Raw genomic sequence first — 19,665 nt, 5'->3', positions numbered from 1 at the left:
GCCCCCGCACCCCCGCGCCTCAAACGCCGGCGGGGCTATGGACAGCCCGTCCGGCGTTTGAGGACCGGGGTCTGGGGCGGAGCCCCAGGGAACGGGCGAAGGGCGGGTAGGGGACTCGCCCCGCGCAGCGGCGGCCGGGAGGGTGGACAGGTGGGACCTGAGCGGAGCGGAGCGGCGGCGGGCGTCGCGGATCGAGAGGGGGAGCGGGGCCCAGCCCGCGAGGCGGCCCAGGGAGACCACCGGGGGGTGGACCGGGGAGACGGCCATGATCTCGGACGGGGTGCCGAGGGCCGGGGGCTCGCCCGGGGACGGGAGGAGCAGGACGCGGTCGGCGTACTGGACCACCCGCTCCAGGCGGTGCTCCGCCATCAGCACCGTCGTGCCCAGGTCGTGGACCAGGCGTTGCAGCACCGCCAGGACTTCCTCCGCCGCCGCCGGGTCCAGCGCGGAGGTCGGCTCGTCCAGGACGAGCACCTTCGGGTGCGTCGTCAGGACCGAACCGATCGCCACCCGCTGCTGCTGTCCCCCGGAGAGGGTCGCGATCGGGCGGTCGCGGAGTTCGTTCAGGCCGAGCAGGTCCAGGGTCTCCTCCACCCGGCGCCGCATCACCGCGGGCGGCAGGCCCAGGGACTCCATCCCGTACGCCAGCTCGTCCTCCACCACGTCCGTGACGAAGTGGGCCAGGGGGTCCTGCCCGACCGTGCCCACCACGTCCGCCAGCTCTCGCGGCATGTGCGTACGGGTGTCCCGGCCCGCGACCGTCACCCGCCCGCGCAGCGTCCCGCCCGTGAAGTGCGGGACCAGCCCGGACACGGCCCCCAGCAGGGTCGACTTGCCGACCCCCGACGGGCCGACCAGCAACGTCAGCTCGCCCTCCGGGAGGGTGAAGTCCGCGTCGCGGAGGGACGGCCGCGCGGCGCCGTCGTACGTCACCGACACCTGCTCGAAGCGGATCAACGGGAGGACTCCTCGGAAGGTACGGGGGCCACGAAGGCCGGAAGCAGGCCGATCAGGACCGCCGCCGCGGGCCACAGCGGCAGCGCGGGCGGGACCAGCGGGACCACGCCCGGCAGCAGCCCTTCCGGGTCCACCGCCGCCGCGTGGACCAGCAGCGCGGCGACCGCCGCGCCCGAGCCGGCGACCAGCCAGGCCCGCACCCCCCACCGGTCCGGCCGGTACCGGGTGCGGATGCTGCGCCGCCCGCCGAGCCGCAGTCCCGCGAGGGCCAGCACGAGGCCGATGCCGAGCACGGGCAGCCCGTACCCGGCGCCCTCCGCCGCGAGCAGCCCGTACGTGCCCGCGCACATGCCGAGCAGCCCGCCCAGGGTGAGGGCGTTGGTGGTGCGCCGCACTGCCGGCGGGACCTGCGCGGTACGCCCGTAGCCGCGCGCGTCCATCGACGCGGCGATGGCGACGGAACGTTCCAGGGCCCCCTCCAGCACCGGCAGCCCGATCTGGAGGACGGCCTTCACCCCGCCCGTGGGGCGCCCGCGCAGCCGGCGGGCGGTCCGCAGCCGGGCCACGTCGGCGACCATGTTCGGCGCGAACGTCATGGCCACGACGACGGCCACGCCCGCCTCGTAGAGGGCCGCGGGCAGCGACTTCAGCAGCCGCGCCGGATTGGCCAGCGCGTTCGCCGCGCCCACGCAGATCAGCAGCGTCGCCAGCTTCGCGCCGTCGTAGAACGCGAAGACCAGCTGCTCGGCGGTGACCCGGCCGCCGAACCGGATGCCCTGAGCCCAGGAGGGCAGCGGGACCTCCGGGAGGGTGAAGAGGGTGTGCGTGCCGGGGATCGGGGAGCCCAGCAGCATGGAGAAGACCAGCCGCAGCCCGATCACGAACAGGCCGAGCTTGACGAACGCCCCGTAGGAACGCGCCCACGGCGCCTGCGTCCGGCGCGCCGCCACCACGTACCCGGCGACGCCGACGATCAGCCCGAGCAGCAGCGGGTTGGTGGTCCGGGACGCGGCGGTGGCCAGCCCGAGGGCCCACAGCCACCAGGCCCCCGCGTGCAGGGCGTTCCCACGCCGTGCCTCGGGGGCCCGCCAGGCCCGTTCCCTCGCGTACGCCGGTCCGTGCACCGCGCCGGGGGCGGGACGCGGCGTCATCGCCTGCGGCGGCGGGACTGCCAGACGGCGGCGGAGCCCAGGGCCAGGACCGCCGCGATGCCCAGGAACAGGCCGGCCGAGGGGCCGCTGCCCGAGGAGTCCGAGCCCGAGCCCGAGTCCGCCGAAGCCGAAGCCGAAGCCGAAGCCGAGGCCGCGGCGGGCGCCGACGGCTTCGGCTGGTCCGCGTCCTCGATGGGCTCGCCGCAGCCCGTCTTCGGGTAGCCGGAGATCCCGCACAGCAGCGCCGCGCCGTTGTAGCGCAGCGGCTTCGCCACCTCCGCCAGCGCCTCGGCCGCCGTGGCCGCGGGCGCCAGCTGCGCGCAGGCCGTGCGGGGGCCGCCCTGCGGCGGGGTCTCGCCGGCGGGGGCGTCCTCGGGCACGCCGAAGTCGATGACCAGCGCCACCCGCTTCTTCCCCTCCGCCGGGGCGGTGCCGCCGCAGACGGCCTCGAAGTCGGCGGCGGCGCGCGGCTGGGCCGCCTCGGCGGCGGCGTCCTTGCTCACGGAGAAGCGGAACCCGAGCGTGGCGCCGTCCGCGGGACGGGCCGTCGAAGGGCCCTGGGTGGCGTACGCCCAGCGGCCGCCCGCCCCGTCCCAGAACGACCAGTAGCGGTAGCCCGCCGCCAGGGCCGGGGACGCCGCGAACAGGGTCAGCAGCAGGCCCAGCACGGCCAGGACGCCGGTGAGCGCACCGGCCGTGCCGCGGCCGTGCGTGCGGGTGCGGCGCCGGGTCACTGCTGCTTCTTCCTGCGGCCGCTCAGCAGGATGCCGATGCCCATGCCGGCCGCGGCGCCCGCGCCGACGATCCACCAGATGTTCTGGTTGCCGGAGCCCGGCTTCTCCTTGCCCGCCACCTTCTGCGGTTCGGTGTCGGGCGCGGCCGGGGCCGGGCCCGTGGCGTTCAGCGCCGCCACCAGGTCCACGCCGCCGAAGGCCTTCGGGTCGGTGCCCGTCGCGTGGGCGGTCAGGACCAGGGTGGCCAGTGCGGCCGGGTTGCGGTTGGCCCACGCGGTGGAGTTCTTCTGCAGCCACTCCAGGGCGCCGGCCGCCGCCTGCCGGTGCCCGGCGGCGGCCAGGGCGATGACGGCGTCGGCGGTGTTGCCGGTGTCGGCGGTCGGCTGGTCGGAGCCCGGGGTGACGGCCGTCAGGTGGCCGTCCTTCTTCAGCGCCTCGGCCAGGTAGCCGGCCGCGCCCTGCGCCGCGCCCGCCGGGTCGGCCGTGCCGGCCGGGCAGGCCAGTGCGGCGGCCGGGGTGTCCGCGGCGGCCGGCTCGACGACGATGCCCTTGCCCAGGGCGGCCAGTGCGGCGGCGGCGGTGGCGTCGGCGTTCGCGGCGAGCTTGCCGTCGGCCGGCTGGTACCCGAAGGCGCCCCGGTCGGAGGCCGGCTCGGCGGAGCAGCCGAGCTGGAAGGAGAGCAGGCCCTCGTACGCGGACTTGCCCGCCTTCGACTTCACCTCGGCGGGCTTCTCGCCGGCCGCGGCGAGCGCGCTGATCACGATCGAGGTGGAGCTGCCCTCGCTGGGGGAGCCCGGCGCGTAGGCCCAGCCGCCGTCGTCGTTCTGTACCGACTTCAGCCAGTCCGTGGCCTTCTTGACCTGCGCGTCCTTGCCGCCGAGGGCCTTCATGGCCTGTACGGCGATCGCCGTCGCGTTGGTGTCGTACATCGTCTTGTCGTCGCAGGCCAGGGCCGCGTCCGCGCGGAACGAGGCGAAGCCGCCGCCCGCGCACTGCTGGCCGGTGAGCCAGTCCACGGCCTGCGGGGCGGGCTTCAGGCCCACCGTGCGCTGCGCGAGCAGCGCGAGGGACTGGCGCCACACCCCGTCGTACGTCGGGTCGGCCTTGCCGAACAGGCCCGACGGGACGACCGGCGGCGCGGAGGGCGACGGCGTGTCGGCGAGGGCGGCGGGGGCGGCGCCCACGCAGAGCACGGCGGAGGCGGCGAGCGCGGCTGCGCTGCGGCGGACGTTCATGGTGGGGCGGGTGCCTCTCGTACGGGGGGCGGGAGACAGGCACGCGCAGGCACCGGGCTCCGGCTCCGTTTACCTCGACGGTGCCGGCCGCCGGAGGTCCCGGCGGCACGAGCCGCGCACCTCCGGTACGGGGCATTCCGGCTGCCGCCCCGCGTGCTGCGGGCCGGTTCACGGCTGCGGGTCAGCGCCGGATTCGCACCGGCTTCCCCCCATACGGATGTGTGGACGACGGCCTCACTCTACCGGCCCGTAGCTCCCGGGCCCGGTGGCACGGGGGCCCGTACGGCCCGCCCCGGCCCGGGCCGGGGCGGGCTACAGGGCCCGGTACGCCACCGGGTCCGTGCCCGGGACCGCCTCCGCCCGGCCCTGCTTCACCAGCCGCCGCAGATGGGCCTCCGCTTCGGAGACGGCGATGTTCCGGGAGCCGTACGGGATCTGCTCCCAGGGCCGGTTCCACTCCATCCGCTCCGCGAGCCCCCAGGGGGTCAGGGGCTCGGCCAGCAGCCGCCACAGCCCGGTCAGCCGCTCCTCGTGGTGCTCCAGCAGTTCCCGTACGCGGGCGGGCGCGTCGGTGAAGGCGTACTGGTGGGCCGGGAGCACCTCGGCGGGCGCCAGGCGGCCGACGCGTTCGAGGGAGTCGAGGTAGTCGCCGAGCGGGTCGGTGGCCCGGGTGTCCTCCGGGGCCTCGTACAGGCCGATGTGCGGGGAGATCCCGGGCAGGAGGTGGTCGCCGGAGAAGAGCCGGCCGTTGCCGGGGAGGCCGGCGGGGTGCCGCTCCTCCAGGTGCAGGCAGACGTGGCCGGGGGTGTGCCCGGGGGTCCAGACCGCGCGCAGCCGCCGCCCGGCCAGGGGCAGTAGCTCGCCGGGGACGATCTCCCGGTCGGGCACGGCGGCGCTCAGCCCGGGCAGGGTGCGGACGCGGCCGCTCGCCCGGGCCGTGCGGAGCGGGGCGACGTGCTCCTCGGGCGCCCCGGCGGCGGCCAGTTTCTCGCTCATGTAGTCGAACCAGACGCCGGGCTCGGCGGAGCGGGTCCGCAGCACGACCTCGGTGTCGGCGGCGTGCATCGCGATCCACGCCCCCGACGCCTCCCGCACCTGCCCGGACAGGCCGTGGTGGTCGGGGTGGTGGTGCGTGATGACGACCCCGTGCACGTCGGCGACGGCGATCCCGAGCGCGCCGAGCCCGGCGCCGAGGGTGTCCCAGGAGGTGGGGTCGTCCCAGCCGGTGTCGATCAGGACGGGCCCGGCGTCGGTGTCGAGGACGTGCACGAGGGTGTGGCCGAGGGGGTTGTCGGGGATCGGGACCTGGATGGCGTGGACACCGCCACCGTGGTCGGTGACCTGTGGCACGGCCTCTGGCATGACCTCTGACATGGGTGCTCCCTGGCTGGTTCGATCCGCTCCGACGAGAACGCGTTTCAGTAGTAGCCCAAGTCGACCGTTTCCCAAAAGCCCTGACTGTTCATCGGATCGTCCGGAGTCCGCGTCCGGGCCGTGGACTCCTGGAACTAGAACTGGTATCAGTTCTGCGACATCGGTGAGATCGTGCGCAGCCCCTGGAGGCACCGGACATGACCGAGCTCGTGGAACACGGCCAACTGTTCATCGGCGGGGAATGGACCGATCCGCTGGGCACCGGCACCATCCGGATCGTCTCCCCCCACACCGAGCAGGTCATCGGCAGCGTCCCCCACGCCTCCGAGGCGGACGTCGACCGGGCCGTGGCCGTCGCCCGCAAGGCCTTCGACGAGGGGCCCTGGCCCCGCCTGTCCCTGGAGGAGCGGACCGCCGTCGTCTCCCGCATCAAGGACGCCATCGCCGTCCGGCACGAGGAGATCGCCCGCTCCATCAGCTCCCAGAACGGCTCCCCGTACTCCTGGAGCGTCCTCGCCCAGGCGCTCGGCGCGATGATGGTCTACGACTCCGCCATCAAGGTCGCCGCCGCATACCCCTACGAGGAGCGCCGCCAGGGCGCGCTCGGCCCGATCCTCGTACGCCGCGAACCCGTCGGGGTCGTCGCCGCCGTCATCCCCTGGAACGTCCCCCAGTTCGTGGCCGCGGCGAAGCTCGCGCCCGCGCTGCTCACCGGCTCCTCGGTGATCCTCAAGCCGTCGCCCGAGGCCCCGCTGGACTCCTTCATCCTGGCGGACATCGCACGGGAGGCCGGGCTGCCGGAGGGCGTGCTGTCGATCCTGCCCGCCGACCGGGAGGTCAGCGAGTACCTGGTCGGACACCCCGGCGTCGACAAGGTCGCCTTCACGGGCTCCGTCGCCGCCGGCAAGCGGGTCATGGAGGTCGCCGCCCGCAACCTGACCCGGGTCACCCTCGAACTCGGCGGCAAGTCCGCCGCCGTGATCCTCCCGGACGCGGACCTGGCGGCCACCGTGGCGGGCATCGTCCCCGCCGCCTGGATGAACAACGGCCAGGCGTGCGTGGCGCAGACCCGGATCCTCGCCCCGCGCAGCCGCTACGAGGAGGTCGCCGAAGCCCTCGCGGCGGCCGCCGGCGCCCTCGTGGTCGGCGACCCGCTGGACCCGGCGACGCAGCTCGGGCCGCTGGTCGCCAAGCGGCAGCAGCAGCGGTCGCTGGACTACATCCGGATCGGCCAGGAGGAGGGCGCGAAGGTCCTGGCGGGCGGCGGCCGCCCGGCCGGCCTGGAGCGGGGCTGGTACGTGGAACCCACCCTCTTCGGCGACGTCGACAACTCGATGCGGATCGCCCGCGAGGAGATCTTCGGCCCGGTCGTGTGCCTGATCCCGTACGGGGACGAGGCGGAGGCCGTACGGGTGGCCAACGACTCGGAGTTCGGCCTGAGCGGCAGCGTCTGGACGGCCGACGTGGAGCACGGCATCGACTTCGCCCGGCGCGTGCGCACCGGCACCTTCAACGTGAACACGTTCAGCCTGGACATGCTGGGCCCGTTCGGCGGCTACAAGAACAGCGGCGTGGGGCGGGAGTTCGGCCCGGAGGGCCTGAGCGAGTACCTGGAGCACAAGATGATCCACCTCCCGGCGGGTGCGTGATGGGTGAGTACGGGGAGCGTGGCGACCGCGGGGACCGCGGGGACCGCTGGCAGGTCGAAGTCGACCGGGGGGTCTGCATCGGCTCGGGCATGTGCGTGACCCACGCCCCCGACGCCTTCACCCTCGACTCGGCCCGCCAGTCCCACCCCCGGTCGGCGCAGACGGACGCCAACGAACCCACCCTGACGGCCGCCGAGGGCTGCCCGGTGGAGGCCATCCTCATCACCCTGTCGGCAACGGGGGAGGCGGTGTTCCCACCGGAGGAGTGAGGGGGGCGGGGCGGGGTTGGGGGGCGGGATCTCCTCGGGCGGTGGTGGGGGAGGGTTTGGGGGTTTCCCGTCAGTCCCATCGTCCTTCCGTGTCGGGCCGTCCTGTCAAGGGCGCTCCTTCGTCGCGTCGCTTCGCGATCGCCTTCGGCGACCCTTGACAGGCCGTCCCGCCCCGGAATGCCGAAAGACTGCCGGGAAACCCCCAAAAGGAACGGTCACAGGGGGAGAGGAGAGAGAAGCGGGCCCGTCGGAGACGAGACGAGGGGCCGGGGGCCGGCACGCCGAGCATCCGGGCCCGTCCAGCTCTCACCCAGGGCCGGGGGCCGCCCACCCGCCACGAGAGCCCGACCAGGGCGACCTGCGGAGCCTCCAGGCGCATCAGATCGCTACGCGCTCCTCATTTCTCAGCGTCCGACGACCGTCTGGGGCCGATACCCGCACCAGAGGACGACCAGAGCAGCCCGGGAAGCGCATGGGGCGCGTCAGATCGCTACGCGCTCCTGACGTCTCGGCGGCCGGCGGCCGTCTGGGGCTGGTTTCACGGGTGGAGGAGGGCTTCGAAAACTTCGCGGGCTGCTCTGTTCGACCTCTGGTGCAGGTATCAGCCCAAGATGGCCGTCGGGCGCTGAGAAATGAGGAGCGCGTAGCGATCTGACGCGCCTGTCGGCTCCCTGGGCTGGTCTCTTCGGCCTCTGGTGCCAGCATGAGCCTCAGGCGGTCGTCGGGCGCTGAGACGGGAGGAGCGCGTAGCGATCTGTCGCGCCCACTCGCTCCCTGGGCTGCTCTGTTCGGCCTTTCGTGCGGGTAGCCGCCTCCCCGGCCCGGAGTCATGACATCTAAGGGCCCGGATGCCCGGTGTGCCGGCGCCCGGCCCCTCGTCTCGTCGCTGACGGGCCCGCTCCTGGCCTCTCTCCCCCTGTGACCGTTCCTTTTGGGGGTTTCCCGGCAGTCTTTCGGCATTCCGGGGCGGGTCGGTCTGTCAAGGGTCGCCGGAGGCGATCGCGAAGCGACGCGACCGAAGGGAGCGCCCTTGACAGGGCGGCCCGACGCGGAAGGACGATGGGACTGACGGGAAACCCCCAAACCCTCCCTGGCTACCGCCCGAGGGGATCCCGCTCAGCCGACCCCCGCTCCGCCGAGATCAGGCCTTTCCGGGCCGACTCCCTCGCCCCGTCCCCGTCCCCGTCCCCGTCCCCGTCCCCGTCCCCGCAACCGTCCCCGCCCCCGTCAGGTCGATCAGTCGGCACACCGTTTCGATGTCGATTTTCACCTGGGCGATGGACGCCCGGCCCGAGAGCCAGGTGATCAGGGCCGAGTGCCAGGTGTGCTCGATGACCCGGACCGCCGAGAGCTGTTCCGCCGTCGGCGGGGCGTCGAGGCCCATGGCGTCCAGGATGATCGCGGTGGTCAGCCGCGAGACCGTGTCCACCTCGGGGGACACGCTGCGGTCCGCGAAGGTCAGGGCTCGGACCATGGCGTCCGCGAGGTGCGGCTCGCGCTGGAGGGCGCGGAAGGCGCGCATCAGGGTTTCCGCGACGCGGGCCGCCGGTTCCTCGCCCGCCGGGGGGCGCTTGCGCAGGGTCGTGTGCATGTGCTGGAGCTGGTCCTGCATGGTGGCGACCAGCAGGTGCACCTTGGACGGGAAGTAGCGGTACAGGGTGCCCAGCGCGACGTTCGACGACTCGGCGACCTCCCGCATCTGCACGGCGTCGAAGCCGCCCCGGCTGGCCAGCTGCGCGCTCGCGTGCAGGATCCGACGGCGGCGCGCCTCCTGGCGCTCCGTCAGGGGAGGCGTCACGGTCTTCGCTTCCGCTGTCATGTGTCCCGTTCCTGGCGTTCCGTTTCCTGGTGTTGCGTGTCGTTGCGGCGGCTGATTCCGGGATGGTCCGGGGGTCAGCATGTCAGGCGTCCGAGTCGTGGCGCGAATCACCTGCTCCGCCTCTTACGGTGTGGTTTCCGGCCGGTAGATTCAATGGTCTTCAGAGGATCAACTCTGAAACTTGTTCTACATTATCCGAGCGGTTACGCTCCGGCGAAAGTGCAGGGAGAAGGGGGCCGAGAGTGTCCGCAGAGGCCATGGTGGCGAGCCCTTTCGCGGGTTCCGCCACCGACGGCGACCGCCCGTTGCGCATCGCACTCCTCACCTATAAGGGGAACCCGTTCTGTGGCGGCCAGGGCGTCTACGTCCGCCACCTCTCGCGGGAGCTGGTGAAGCTCGGGCACTCCGTCGAGGTCATCGGCGCGCAGCCCTATCCGGTGCTGGACACCGGGGCCACGCTCACCGAGCTGCCGAGCCTGGACCTGTACCGCAGCCCCGATCCGTTCCGCACTCCCAAGCGCGACGAGTACCGGGACTGGATCGACGCCCTGGAAGTCGCGACGATGTGGACCGGCGGCTTTCCCGAGCCGCTGACGTTCTCGCTGCGCGCCCGGCGGCACCTCCTGGCCCGCGCGGGCGAGTTCGACGTCATCCATGACAACCAGACCCTCGGCTACGGCCTGTTGGGCGACCTCGGCGCGCCCCTGGTGACCACCATCCACCACCCCATCACCGTCGACCGCAAGCTGGACCTCGCCGCCGCGAAGGACCGCAAGAAGCGCGCCTCCGTGCGGCGCTGGTACGCGTTCACGCGCATGCAGGGCCGGGTGGCCCGCCGGCTGCCCTCCGTGCTGACGGTCTCCGGCTCCTCGCAGCAGGAGATCGCCGAACACCTCGGGGTGCGCGACGACCGCATCCACGTGGTGCACATCGGCGCGGACACCGACCTCTGGTCGCCGGACCCGTCCGTCGCGGAGGTCCCCGGGCGGATCGTGACGACCTCCAGCGCCGACGTCCCGCTCAAGGGGCTCGTCCACCTCGTCGAGGCCCTCGCCAAGCTCCGTACCGAGCGCCCCGACGCCCATCTCGTCGTCGTCGGCAAGCGTGCCGAGAGCGGGCCGGTGGCCCGCGCGATCGAGACGTACGGGCTCCAGGACGCGGTGCGGTTCGTCAAGGGCATCACCGACGCGGAGCTCGTGGACCTGGTGCGCAGTGCCCAGGTCTCCTGCGTGCCGTCCCTCTACGAGGGCTTCTCGCTGCCGGCGGCCGAGGCCATGGCCACCGGCACCCCGCTGGTCGCCACCACCGGCGGGGCCATCCCCGAGGTGTCCGGCCCCGACGGGGAGACCTGCCTGGCCGTGCCGCCCGGTGACGCGGGGGCGCTGGCCGGTGCGCTGGGCAGGCTGCTGGGCGACGCGGAGCTGCGCGCCCGTCTGGGGGCCGCCGGGCGGGAGCGGGTACTGACCCGGTTCACCTGGGCCAAGGCGGCCGAGGGCACCGCCGCGCACTACAGAGCCGCCATCGCGCAGGCCGCCGCCGCCCGGACCCGGTGAGCGGCGCGCCCCAGGGCCCCGCGAGCACCACATGACCCGTAACACCCGTATCACCCGCACCACCCTTCACCCCCGTGACCGCGAAGGCAGGACCCCGTGCTGACCGTCGATTTCTCCCGGTTCCCGCTCGCCGCAGGCGACCGCGTGCTCGATCTGGGCTGCGGCGCAGGCCGGCACGCCTTCGAGTGCTACCGGCGCGGCGCCCAGGTCGTCGCCGTCGACCGCAACGGCGAGGAGATCCGCGAGGTCGCCAAGTGGTTCGCCGCCATGAAGGAGGCCGGTGAGGCCCCGGCCGGCGCCACCGCCACCGCCATGGAGGGCGACGCGCTGGCCCTGCCCTTCCCGGACGAGTCCTTCGACGTCGTCATCATCTCCGAGGTGATGGAGCACATCCCCGACGACAAGGGCGTCCTCGCCGAGATGGTGCGCGTGCTCAAGCCCGGCGGCCGGATAGCGGTCACCGTCCCGCGCTACGGCCCGGAGAAGATCTGCTGGGCGCTGTCCGACGCCTACCACGAGGTCGAGGGCGGCCACATCCGCATCTACAAGGCGGACGAGCTCCTCGCCAAGATGGAGGCCGCGGGCCTCAAGCCGTACGGCACCCACCACGCGCACGGCCTGCACTCCCCGTACTGGTGGCTCAAGTGCGCCTTCGGCGTGGACAACGACAAGGCGCTGCCGGTCAAGGCGTACCACAAGCTCCTGGTCTGGGACATCATGAAGAAGCCCCTCGCGACCCGGCTCGCCGAGCAGGCCCTGAACCCGGTCATCGGCAAGAGCTTCGTGGCGTACGCGACCAAGCCCCACCTGCCCGTCGGCGCGGCCGGCTCCGCCCAGTGAGCTCGCCGGAGCGCACCGTACCCGAGCACCTCGTCCTGGACGGCGTGCTGACCGCGGAGGAGGCGGCGCGGACCGTCGCCGGGATCCTGGCCGTGCAGCGCGCGGACGGGGCCATACCGTGGTTCCGCGGCCACCACCTCGACCCGTGGGACCACACCGAGGCCGCGATGGCCCTGGACACGGCGGGCGAGCACGAGGCGGCCGAGCGGGCCTACGCATGGCTGGCCCGGCACCAGAACCAGGACGGCTCCTGGTACGCGGCGTACGCGGACCGGCCCGAGGGCGTGGACACGGCCGTGCCGCAGGACGCGGGCCTGGAGACGAACTTCGTCGCCTACATAGCCGTCGGCGTCTGGCACCACTACCTGGCCACCGGCGACGACACCTTCCTGGACCGGATGTGGCCGGTGGTCGTCGCGGCCGTCGAGTTCGTCCTCGCGCTCCAGCAGCCGGGCGGCGAGATCGGCTGGAAGCGGGAGGCGGACGGCACGCCCGTCACGGACGCCCTGCTCACCGGCTCCTCCTCCATCCACCAGGCGCTGCGCTGCGCGCTGGTCATCGCGGACCACCGCGGCGACCCGCAGCCGGACTGGGAGCTGGCGACGGGCGCGCTCGCGCACGCGATACGCCGGCACCCGGAGCGGTTCCTGGACAAGGACCGCTACTCGATGGACTGGTACTACCCGGTGCTGGGCGGGGCGCTGTCCGGGCCGGAGGCGAAGGCGCGCATCGAGGGGCGCTGGGACGAGTTCGTCGTCCCGGACCTGGGGGTGCGGTGCGTGCTGCCGAACCCGTGGGTGACGGGCGGGGAGTCCTGCGAGCTGGCGCTGACCCTGTGGGTGATGGGGGAGTCGGACCGGGCGCTGGAGGTGCTGCGCTCGATCGGGCACCTGCGCGCCGAGAACGGCATGTACTGGACGGGGTACGTCTTCGAGGACCGGGCGGTCTGGCCGGTGGAGCAGACGGCCTGGACGGCGGGTTCGCTGCTGCTCGCGGTGGCGGCGCTGGGCGGGGACGAGCCCACCGGGGAGGTCTTCGGCGGGCTGGCCCTGCCGGCGGGCCTGGAGCCGGACTGCTGCCGTTGAGCTGCCGCTCCTGAAGCCGGGGCGGTCCCGGGCTGCGGGCCGGGCTGAGCGCCCGGGCTGCGTGCCGGGCTGAGGGTCCGGGCTGCGGGCCCGGGAGCCCCGGGGCCGGTCCGCCCCACGGGCCGGGGGACCCCCCGAACGGGTTCCCCGGGTGGTGGTGGCCGGTGTCCGGGGTGAGGCTGCGGGGGACACCTCAGTCCCCGGAGGCAACCGTGGCCGTACCCGCAACCGTCCGTATCCGTCGAGCCCTCACCGCGGTGGTGCTGTCCACCGCGCTGCTGGCCGGTGCCACCGCGTGCGGCAGCGGTGGCGACCGGGGCCAGCGGGAGGAGATCTCCTCGGCCGCCGCAGCCGAGCTGGCGGTCCTGGCCGTGGCGGAGCCGGACGCGGCCGCGGCCGACGAGCTGGCCGCCGCGACGCCCTCGCCGACGACCCCGGCCGAGAAGCAGAAGTTCGCCAAGACGCGGTTCGTGGCCAACGCCGGGCTCGCGGCCGGGGCGACGTACCAGTGGATCGTGAAGCCGTACCGCGAGGGCAAGTTCAAGAAGGGCGCGAGCGGGCGTACGTTCGCGCTGATCAAGGCAGGTCTGGCGGGTGCGTTCGCGTACAACCGGCTGAAGGCGGCCGCGGAGAACGCCAAGGGCGACCCGCTGCTGTCGAAGGCGATGGGCCCGCTGACGGCGGGCATCGAGTCCCTCAAGGGGCTGGGCACCAAGCTCCGCAAGGGCGAGGCGGGCGACGCGGACATCGACGCCTTCAACAACGTCATCAACGGAGTCAAGGAAGCCGGCAAGAACGCGGGCGCCGTGGTCACCGACAAGGTGCCGAGCGCCTCGCAGCTGACCGGCTGATCCGCCGGCCTGTTTGAATGGCCGGTGTGATCGAGTTTCTGTTCCTCGCCCTCGCGGCCGCCGGCGTGGGCTGGCTGGTGCGCCGCAAGCAGCGTCAGCGGATCGAGGCCGGCAGCCCCGCCGGGATCCCGGGCATGGCCCGGACCCCGGCGGGCGAGGGCCGTTGGCGTTCCGGCCGGCTGTACGCGGACCAGGGCGCCGCCCGCTGGCAGCCCGGCCGGGGTCCGGCCGTGTCCCTGGCGGGTGCCCGGGCCACCGCGGTGCGGGTGCCCTCCGTGCGGGAGGGCATCTCCATCAACCCGGGCTCGCGGATCGTGGCCTGCGCCCTGGAGGGCGGCGGGACGATGGAGATCGCCGTGATGCCGCTGGACCTGCGCGGGCTCCTCGAAGCCGTACCGGAGGCCGGGGCGGCCTCCTAGACCGGGTCGGGCATGGGGAACCAGTCGGTCCAGCTGCCGTCGTGGTGGCGGGTCTTCACGAAGCGCCAGCCGTCGTTGCCCTCGACGGAGAGGCTGAACTGCCAGGGGTCGCCGGCGCTGAAGCGGTCGATGACGACGATGCTGCTCCTGGCGGTGCCGCCCATGGAGGACCAGTGGGTCCAGTCGCCGTCGGAGTCGGTCCAGCGCGTCCACACGGCGTTGTCCGTGCCGACCAGGAACTGCTGCTTCCCGCCGTCGGGCAGCTTGTGCTTGGTCACCCCGTACTGGCAGATGTAGACGGCGCCGCCGCCGGCCTTGCAGTGGTCGGCGGCGTCGGCCGGAGCGGTGGCCAGGGCCAGGCCCGCGACGGTGGCGGCCGCGAGGACGCCCGCCTTGATCCGGTTGGTGCTGATGGCTGTTCCCCTTTGTGGAGCTGTGCGTCGGTGGTCGTGCACCATGCTCCGCGGTGGCGCAAACGCTTCGCTAACGTCCGGCTGCTCAGCCGGCCAGCTCGGCCAGCACCCGCAGGGTGTGCGGGTCCGGGGCCGTGACCAGCAGGTCTGTGACGGGTCCCTTGCGCCACAGCTCCAGCCGCTCCGCGATCCGCTCGCGCGGGCCGACGAGGGAGATCTCGTCCGCGAACGCGTCCGGGACGGCGAGTACGGCCTCCTGCCTGCGCCCGGCCAGGAACAGTTCCTGGACGCGCCGGGCCTCGGCCTCGTAGCCCATGCGGCCCATCAGGTCGGCGTGGAAGTTGCGGGCCGCGTGGCCCATGCCGCCGATGTAGAAGCCGAGCATCGCCTTGACGGGGAGCAGCCCCTCGGCGACGTCGTCGCAGACCTGGGCGCGGGCCATCGGGGCGATCATGAACCCGTCGGGGAGGTCCGTCAGCGAGGCCTGGTAGACGTCGGTGCGGGTGGGCGACCAGTAGAGGGGGAGCCAGCCGTCCGCGATGCGGGTGGTCTGGGCGATGTTCTTCGGGCCCTCCGCGCCCAGCAGCAGCGGGAGGTCCGCGCGCAGCGGGTGGGTGATGGGCTTGAGGGGCTTGCCGATGCCGGTGCCGTCCCCGCCGCGGTAGGGGTGGCTGTGGAAGCGGCCGTCGAGGGTGACGGGGGCCTCGCGGCGCAGCACCTGGCGTACGACGTCCACGTACTCCCGGGTCGCGGTGAGCGGGCTCGCGGGGAAGGGGCGCCCGTACCAGCCCTCCACCACCTGGGGTCCGGAGAGGCCGAGGCCCAGCATCATGCGGCCGCCGGAGAGGTGGTCGAGGGTGAGGGCGTGCATGGCGGTGGCGGTCGGGGTGCGGGCGGCCATCTGGGCGATGGCGGTGCCGAGCCGGATGCGGGAGGTGTGCGCGGCGATCCAGGTGAGCGGGGTGAAGGCGTCGGAGCCCCAGGCCTCGGCGGTCCACACCGAGTGGTAGCCGAGGCGTTCGGCCTCGGTGGCGAGGTCGAGGTGGACGGGGCTGGGCCCGCGGCCCCAGTAGCCGAGTGCGAGTCCGAGGCGCATGTACGGTCCCCTCCGCGAGCCTGATCTGACGGTGCGTCAGCTGACGTCAGGCGACTGTAGGGCACGCGCGCCCCGCCGGGAAGTGCGGAGGCCCCCCGCCCGGGTCGGGGCGGGGGGCCGTGGGCCGCGTGGTACGGGGCCGGGTCAGCCGCGCTGGATGCCGGAGGTGTCGTTCAGGACGCCGCGGCGGCCGTCCTGGGTCTGCGCCACCAGCGCCGACGGGCCGCGCTGGTCGACGGCCAGGTACCAGGTGCCCGGCGCCAGCTCCGCGACCGGGGCGGGGGAGCCGTCCTCGCCGTAGAGGGGCCGGGCCACCGGCACCGCGAACCAGAACGGCGTGAAGTCCGCCGCCGGGGCCGGCGCCGCCTCCTGCGGGCCGGGCGCCGGGGTGCCGCCGTACGGCGGGGCAGGCTGCGGCGTGGTCCCGTAGCCCTGCGGCTGCTGCTGCCCCGGGTAGCCGTAGCCGGTGCCGGGCTGGCCGCCGTACGGCTGCGGGGCGGCGGGCCGCGGCTCGGGCACGAGCGGCCCGGCCAGCGCGGGGATCTTCGTACCGGCGACGGCGACGCCCGCCAGCGCGAGGTTGGCGAGGAAGGCGATGATGCTGCCCGCGCCCAGGTCCCACTTGGACGGGCAGGTGATCAGCGACCACAGCGAGGCCCAGGCCGCCGCCACGGCCAGTACGGTGCCCCACGCCGTCAGGGTCAGGTTCCCGAGCTTGCGGCCCTCGGGCTGGAAGCGGGCCCCGATCAGCAGCCCGGCGGCGATGAAGCCGGTCAGGAAGACAGTCGGCAGCGCCAGCCCGAAGAAGTCCGTGTCCCACGCACTCGGGAGGTCCAGGAGGGTGGCGGAGTAGAAATCGAGGAACGAGGCGATGAACAGCAGTACCGCTGCTCCGATCACCACGCCGTCACCTCGCGTGAGGGAGCGGATGTTCACGTCTGGGGGTGTCCTTCTCGGTCTTGGCTGGGGCGAGCGGGCGCCCCCATGGTACGGAGCTTCGCGCGACCGAGAGGAGCGGGGCGGCGAGCCGCCCCGGGACGACCGACCCGTGAACTACCCGCCCAGGAAGCCGGTGATGCCGTCCGCGATGCCCTGCGCCGCCTTCTGCCGCCACTCCGCGCTCATCAGCTGCGCCGCGTCCTTGTCGTCACGCATGTTGCCGCATTCGAGGAACACCTTCGGCCGGGTCGAGAGGTTGAGCCCGCCCAGGTCGTCGCGGACCACCAGCCCGGTGCCGCTGCCCAGGTAGTTGGCGGGGGAGGAGCCGGTGGTGCGGCCGAAGTTGCTCGCGATGCGTTCGCCGAGGTCCCGGGAGGGGCCCACGATCTTCGCGGTGTCCGCCGCACCGCCCTTGACCCGGGCCGGGAGGATGACGTGGAAGCCCCGGTTGCCGGCGGAGGCGCCGTCGGCGTGCACGGAGACCACGGCGTCGGCCGCGGCCTCGTTGCCGATCCGGGCCCGCTCGTTGATGCAGGGGCCCCACGGGCGGTCTCCCTCGTGGGTGAAGACCACCTTGGCGCCCTTGGCCTCCAGCAGGGCGCGCGCCCGGCGGGAGACGTCGAGGGAGAACTCCGCCTCCATGTAACCCGAGTTGGTGGTGGTGCCGGTGGTGTCGCACTCCTTGCGGTTGGTGCCGATGTCCACCAGCTTGTTGATCTCGGCGGAGTGCCGGAAGTTGCCCGTGTTGTGTCCGGGGTCGATGACCACGGTCCGGCCGGTGAGCCGGCCCTTCGCGGGCGCGGCGGCCCCGGAGGGGCTCTGGGCCGGGCTCGCGGCCGTGCCCGTGCCCGGGCCCGGCGTCGGGGAGGCGCTGGCCTTGGCGTCCGACCCCGCCGTGGTGTGCGAGGCGGCGAGCGGCACGCCCTCGGGCTGCCGCCCGCCGGAATCGGAGCCGGTCAGGACCTGGGTCAGCACCCAGCCCGCCAGACAGGTCGGGGCGAGCGCCGCCAGCGCCACCGTGAGGGCGGGCCGGCGCGCGAACCAGGGCCGGTCCGGGCTGATCGAGGACCGGGACTCGGGAAGCGGGGGGCTGTCGTCGTAGCGCACGTGGCGATGCTAGAACGCCCGCCCGGGCCCCGTACGGACCATGGGCCATCCGGGGGCGTGGTGTGATTGTCGTCTTATGACCCTGTCGAGGGGGCTTCGCGGCCGGCCTAGATGCCGGTGCCGGTGCGCCGGAGCACGCGCAGGGAGTCCGTCACCGAGACCTCCTCGAAGGCGCCGGAGGCCAGCGCGCGCAGGTAGACCCGGTACGGGGCCTGGCCGCCGTCGGCCGGGTCCGGGAACACGTCGTGGATCACGAGCGTGCCGCCCTCCGCGACGTGCGGGGCCCAGCCCTCGTAGTCGCCGGTGGCGTGCTCGTCGGTGTGGCCGCCGTCGATGAAGACGAAGCCGAGCTTGCCGCCCCAGGCCGCGGCGACCTGCGGGGACCGGCCGACGACCGCGATGACGTGCTCCTCCAGACCGGCCCGGTGCAGGGTGCGGCGGAACGTCGGCAGGGTGTCCATCAGCCCGACCTCCGGGTCCACGACGCTCGGGTCGTGGTACTCCCACCCGGGCTGCTGCTCCTCGCTGCCGCGGTGGTGGTCGACGGTGATCGCGGGCACGCCCGCCTCGCGGGCCGCGTCGGCCAGCAGGATGGTGGAGCGCCCGCAGTACGTGCCCACCTCCAGCAGCGGCAGCCCGAGGGCGGCGGCAGCGGCGGCCGCCTCGTACAGGGCGAGGCCCTCCCGCACGGGCATGAACCCCTTGGCGGCCTCGAAGGCGGCGAGGGTCTCCGGCTTGGGGGCGGCGGCTGCCATGGGTGTTCCTCCGGCGGTGAGCGGCTGTGGCGGCCCATGGTGCCCTACTGCCCGGTAGGGCACCATGCCGGGGTCGCTGCCGTTGCGCTGCCGCTTCAGGGGGAGGCGTTGGCGCAGATCGCCTGGACGGTGAAGTCCACCGGGGCGGCGGTCCCGTTGTAGATGGCACCGTGCCAGACGGTGTTGTCCCCGCCGGGCTCCGTGCCGTTGCGCAGGATGCCGAGTCCCGGGGCGTAGGTGGTGGGGTAGGTGCCCCCGCCGGTCACCTTCTTCCCGGGCGGGCACTTGGGGGCGAGCTCGCAGACCCCCTGTACGCCGCACTGGAAGGTCTCCGAGACCACCTCGTAGCCCGTGAGGCCGCCGCCCGATCCGCCGGAGGTGGACTGCGCGCTCTGGGAGCAGTTCACGTTCTGGGTGCCGGTGAAGGTGTTGCCCGCGCCCGCCTGGCCGGACGGGAGGCAGGCCGCGCCGATCGCCGGGTTGTTGAGGGCCGAGAGCAGGTCGTCGTCGGCGGTCGCCGTTCCGGCGGAGAGGACGACCGCCGCGGCGGCGGCCGTACAGAGGGTGGCGAGAGTGCGGGTGAGCTTCATCCGTGCGTCCCCTTTTCGGCTACTTGAGCAGGCCGCCGAGGGCGGTGGAGCTCGTCGGGGCCGGGGAGAGGCCGGTGACCAGGCCGACGACCTGGCGCTTCGCGTCCTGCACGGTCGGGGTGAGGAAGCGCAGGGAGAGCAGGTTGTCCAGGCTGAGGGGGCCGGCGGCCTGGCCGGCGGGGGCCGGGCGGGCGGCGGCGGAGGGGGCGGCCTGGGCGGCGGGGGCGGCCGCGAGACCGATGGTCAGGGCCAGGGCGGCGCCGGACACGGCGCGGGCGAGGTTGAGGTGAGCCATGCCCGCCCCAACGCCCGTCGTCCCGCCCGGTTGTGGGGTGTGGACCGGGCGGGTCCGGCTTTCGCCCGACTGGCGGTCGGGGTTGGGCCGTTCGGGTCGCTCAGTCCAGGTCGTACTCGAAGGTGTAGGGGACGGAGGGTTCGCCGTGCCGGGCCAGGAAGCTGCCGGTGCCCCGCAGACCGGTCAGCCCGCCGGTGCCGGAGCCGGGGACCACCTCGAAGGAGCAGCGGGTGGTGCCGTCCTCGTGGAAGGTGCCGCGCTCCTCGACGGCGAAGGCGCCCTCGCGGCCGTCGACGCTGCCGGTGAGCAGCTCCATGCCGGTGTAGGAGCCGGTCGTCGCCGTCAGGTACGTGATCGTGTACGCGCAGACGGTGCCGGCGGCCTCGATGCCGCCGGAGAAGGTGTTGGCGACCGTGGCCTGCGCCAGCCGGGGCAGCGCGTCGGCCGGGCCGGCGGGACGCTCCTCCCAGTCGGCGAAGGCGAAGTGGCCGGTGGCGGTGCGCGTGCTGGGCATGGGAGTCCTCTCGGCGGGTC

21 protein-coding genes and 1 riboswitch are annotated in these 19,665 nt (G+C 73.9%); of the genes, 7 read left to right on the top strand and 14 right to left on the bottom strand.

Translation table 11 applies throughout. The features are described from left to right. From ACQKM2_RS33920 to ACQKM2_RS33900, 5 genes are all read right to left on the bottom strand, one after another. Window positions 1-957, bottom strand: a 957-nt coding sequence (locus ACQKM2_RS33920; protein ID WP_427716703.1) for an ABC transporter ATP-binding protein, incomplete at its 3' end; no start/stop codon positions are given. Next, window positions 954-2,108, bottom strand: a complete 1,155-nt coding sequence (locus tag ACQKM2_RS33915) for an energy-coupling factor transporter transmembrane protein EcfT (protein WP_427716700.1) — start codon at window positions 2,106-2,108, stop codon at window positions 954-956. The genes ACQKM2_RS33915 and ACQKM2_RS33920, both read right to left, overlap by 4 nt. Beyond that, a complete protein-coding gene (locus tag ACQKM2_RS33910; RefSeq protein ID WP_427716698.1) occupies window positions 2,105-2,842 on the bottom strand; it encodes an SCO2322 family protein in 738 nt (245 codons plus the stop codon). Before ACQKM2_RS33910 ends, ACQKM2_RS33915 begins: the two co-directional genes overlap by 4 nt. Further along, the gene (locus ACQKM2_RS33905; protein ID WP_427716695.1) at window positions 2,839-4,077 is read right to left on the bottom strand and encodes a prenyltransferase/squalene oxidase repeat-containing protein; all 1,239 of its coding nucleotides are present in this window, start codon (window positions 4,075-4,077) and stop codon (window positions 2,839-2,841) included. Before ACQKM2_RS33905 ends, ACQKM2_RS33910 begins: the two co-directional genes overlap by 4 nt. 131 nt (window positions 4,078-4,208) lie before the next feature. Continuing rightward, window positions 4,209-4,285: riboswitch (cobalamin riboswitch) on the bottom strand. A 104-nt stretch (window positions 4,286-4,389) separates the two neighbouring features. Beyond that, entirely contained in the window at window positions 4,390-5,451 is a 1,062-nt protein-coding gene (locus ACQKM2_RS33900; protein ID WP_427716692.1) for an MBL fold metallo-hydrolase, read from the bottom strand. A gap of 197 nt (window positions 5,452-5,648) precedes the next feature. Between ACQKM2_RS33900 and ACQKM2_RS33895 the strand changes: the two genes are divergently transcribed. Together ACQKM2_RS33895 and ACQKM2_RS33890 are read left to right on the top strand one after the other, a co-directional pair. Beyond that, complete coding sequence (locus ACQKM2_RS33895) at window positions 5,649-7,100, top strand: aldehyde dehydrogenase (RefSeq protein WP_427716691.1); 1,452 nt, start codon at window positions 5,649-5,651, stop codon at window positions 7,098-7,100. Further along, on the top strand, window positions 7,100-7,369 hold the full coding sequence (locus tag ACQKM2_RS33890; protein WP_427716690.1) for a ferredoxin: 270 nt from the start codon (window positions 7,100-7,102) through the stop codon (window positions 7,367-7,369). The genes ACQKM2_RS33895 and ACQKM2_RS33890 overlap by 1 nt, the downstream gene beginning before the upstream one ends. Before the next feature lie 1,141 nt (window positions 7,370-8,510). On the opposite strand, the gene ACQKM2_RS33885 is transcribed toward ACQKM2_RS33890, so the two are convergent. Continuing rightward, window positions 8,511-9,188: a TetR family transcriptional regulator gene (locus ACQKM2_RS33885; RefSeq protein WP_427716689.1), complete on the bottom strand. Its 678-nt coding sequence runs from the start codon at window positions 9,186-9,188 to the stop codon at window positions 8,511-8,513. A gap of 242 nt (window positions 9,189-9,430) precedes the next feature. Between ACQKM2_RS33885 and ACQKM2_RS33880 the strand changes: the two genes are divergently transcribed. From ACQKM2_RS33880 to ACQKM2_RS33860, 5 genes are all read left to right on the top strand, one after another. Then, complete coding sequence (locus tag ACQKM2_RS33880) at window positions 9,431-10,741, top strand: glycosyltransferase family 4 protein (RefSeq protein ID WP_427716687.1); 1,311 nt, start codon at window positions 9,431-9,433, stop codon at window positions 10,739-10,741. A gap of 96 nt (window positions 10,742-10,837) precedes the next feature. Beyond that, the gene (locus ACQKM2_RS33875; RefSeq protein WP_125604759.1) at window positions 10,838-11,581 is read left to right on the top strand and encodes a class I SAM-dependent methyltransferase; all 744 of its coding nucleotides are present in this window, start codon (window positions 10,838-10,840) and stop codon (window positions 11,579-11,581) included. Beyond that, window positions 11,578-12,666 (top strand): prenyltransferase, encoded by a 1,089-nt coding sequence (locus ACQKM2_RS33870; RefSeq protein WP_427716684.1) that lies wholly within the window; start codon window positions 11,578-11,580, stop codon window positions 12,664-12,666. Before ACQKM2_RS33875 ends, ACQKM2_RS33870 begins: the two co-directional genes overlap by 4 nt. A 278-nt stretch (window positions 12,667-12,944) precedes the next feature. Continuing rightward, window positions 12,945-13,517, top strand: coding sequence for a hypothetical protein (locus ACQKM2_RS33865; RefSeq protein WP_427716709.1), 573 nt, complete (start codon window positions 12,945-12,947; stop codon window positions 13,515-13,517). A 26-nt stretch (window positions 13,518-13,543) separates the two neighbouring features. After that, complete coding sequence (locus ACQKM2_RS33860; RefSeq protein ID WP_427716682.1) at window positions 13,544-13,936, top strand: hypothetical protein; 393 nt, start codon at window positions 13,544-13,546, stop codon at window positions 13,934-13,936. Here the strand turns inward: ACQKM2_RS33860 and ACQKM2_RS33855 are convergent. The 8 genes from ACQKM2_RS33855 to ACQKM2_RS33820 all read right to left on the bottom strand — a co-directional run bounded on the left by ACQKM2_RS33855 (window position 13,933) and on the right by ACQKM2_RS33820 (window position 19,645). After that, complete coding sequence (locus ACQKM2_RS33855) at window positions 13,933-14,394, bottom strand: hypothetical protein (protein ID WP_427716680.1); 462 nt, start codon at window positions 14,392-14,394, stop codon at window positions 13,933-13,935. The genes ACQKM2_RS33860 and ACQKM2_RS33855 overlap by 4 nt on opposite strands. Window positions 14,395-14,434: 40 nt before the next feature. Beyond that, a complete protein-coding gene (locus ACQKM2_RS33850) occupies window positions 14,435-15,445 on the bottom strand; it encodes an LLM class F420-dependent oxidoreductase (RefSeq protein WP_427716678.1) in 1,011 nt (336 codons plus the stop codon). Window positions 15,446-15,589: 144 nt separating this feature from the next. Further along, window positions 15,590-16,381 (bottom strand): DUF5336 domain-containing protein, encoded by a 792-nt coding sequence (locus ACQKM2_RS33845; RefSeq protein WP_427716675.1) that lies wholly within the window; start codon window positions 16,379-16,381, stop codon window positions 15,590-15,592. Window positions 16,382-16,498: 117 nt separating this feature from the next. Then, a complete protein-coding gene (locus ACQKM2_RS33840; RefSeq protein WP_427716672.1) occupies window positions 16,499-17,491 on the bottom strand; it encodes an N-acetylmuramoyl-L-alanine amidase in 993 nt (330 codons plus the stop codon). Window positions 17,492-17,598: 107 nt separating this feature from the next. After that, on the bottom strand, window positions 17,599-18,246 hold the full coding sequence (locus ACQKM2_RS33835) for a class I SAM-dependent methyltransferase (RefSeq protein WP_427716670.1): 648 nt from the start codon (window positions 18,244-18,246) through the stop codon (window positions 17,599-17,601). A gap of 95 nt (window positions 18,247-18,341) precedes the next feature. Continuing rightward, window positions 18,342-18,836, bottom strand: a complete 495-nt coding sequence (locus ACQKM2_RS33830; RefSeq protein WP_427716667.1) for a hypothetical protein — start codon at window positions 18,834-18,836, stop codon at window positions 18,342-18,344. Between the two features lie 19 nt (window positions 18,837-18,855). Continuing rightward, the gene (locus tag ACQKM2_RS33825; RefSeq protein ID WP_427716664.1) at window positions 18,856-19,131 is read right to left on the bottom strand and encodes a hypothetical protein; all 276 of its coding nucleotides are present in this window, start codon (window positions 19,129-19,131) and stop codon (window positions 18,856-18,858) included. Between the two features lie 100 nt (window positions 19,132-19,231). Further along, a complete protein-coding gene (locus ACQKM2_RS33820; protein WP_427716661.1) occupies window positions 19,232-19,645 on the bottom strand; it encodes a DUF3224 domain-containing protein in 414 nt (137 codons plus the stop codon). Window positions 19,646-19,665: the final 20 nt, after the last annotated feature.

Origin of the sequence: Streptomyces sp. NPDC004126 (assembly GCF_050275515.1) — a bacterium.
Classification (GTDB): domain Bacteria; phylum Actinomycetota; class Actinomycetes; order Streptomycetales; family Streptomycetaceae; genus Streptomyces.
Note: the sequence above shows the minus strand (reverse complement) of the source record. Positions and strands in the feature narration are given on the sequence as shown.

Excerpts from the sequence above, each read along its gene's own strand:
- ACQKM2_RS33915 (WP_427716700.1), bottom strand. The coding sequence starts at position 2,108 with ATGACGCCGCGTCCCGCCCCCGGCGCGGTGCACGGACCGGCGTACGCG.
- ACQKM2_RS33905 (WP_427716695.1), bottom strand. The coding sequence starts at position 4,077 with ATGAACGTCCGCCGCAGCGCAGCCGCGCTCGCCGCCTCCGCCGTGCTC.
- ACQKM2_RS33900 (WP_427716692.1), bottom strand. The coding sequence starts at position 5,451 with ATGTCAGAGGTCATGCCAGAGGCCGTGCCACAGGTCACCGACCACGGT.
- ACQKM2_RS33895 (WP_427716691.1), top strand. The coding sequence starts at position 5,649 with ATGACCGAGCTCGTGGAACACGGCCAACTGTTCATCGGCGGGGAATGG.
- ACQKM2_RS33890 (WP_427716690.1), top strand. The coding sequence starts at position 7,100 with ATGGGTGAGTACGGGGAGCGTGGCGACCGCGGGGACCGCGGGGACCGC.
- ACQKM2_RS33885 (WP_427716689.1), bottom strand. The coding sequence starts at position 9,188 with ATGACAGCGGAAGCGAAGACCGTGACGCCTCCCCTGACGGAGCGCCAG.
- ACQKM2_RS33855 (WP_427716680.1), bottom strand. The coding sequence starts at position 14,394 with ATGGTGCACGACCACCGACGCACAGCTCCACAAAGGGGAACAGCCATC.
- ACQKM2_RS33850 (WP_427716678.1), bottom strand. The coding sequence starts at position 15,445 with ATGCGCCTCGGACTCGCACTCGGCTACTGGGGCCGCGGGCCCAGCCCC.
- ACQKM2_RS33835 (WP_427716670.1), bottom strand. The coding sequence starts at position 18,246 with ATGGCAGCCGCCGCCCCCAAGCCGGAGACCCTCGCCGCCTTCGAGGCC.
- ACQKM2_RS33830 (WP_427716667.1), bottom strand. The coding sequence starts at position 18,836 with ATGAAGCTCACCCGCACTCTCGCCACCCTCTGTACGGCCGCCGCCGCG.
- ACQKM2_RS33825 (WP_427716664.1), bottom strand. The coding sequence starts at position 19,131 with ATGGCTCACCTCAACCTCGCCCGCGCCGTGTCCGGCGCCGCCCTGGCC.
- ACQKM2_RS33820 (WP_427716661.1), bottom strand. The coding sequence starts at position 19,645 with ATGCCCAGCACGCGCACCGCCACCGGCCACTTCGCCTTCGCCGACTGG.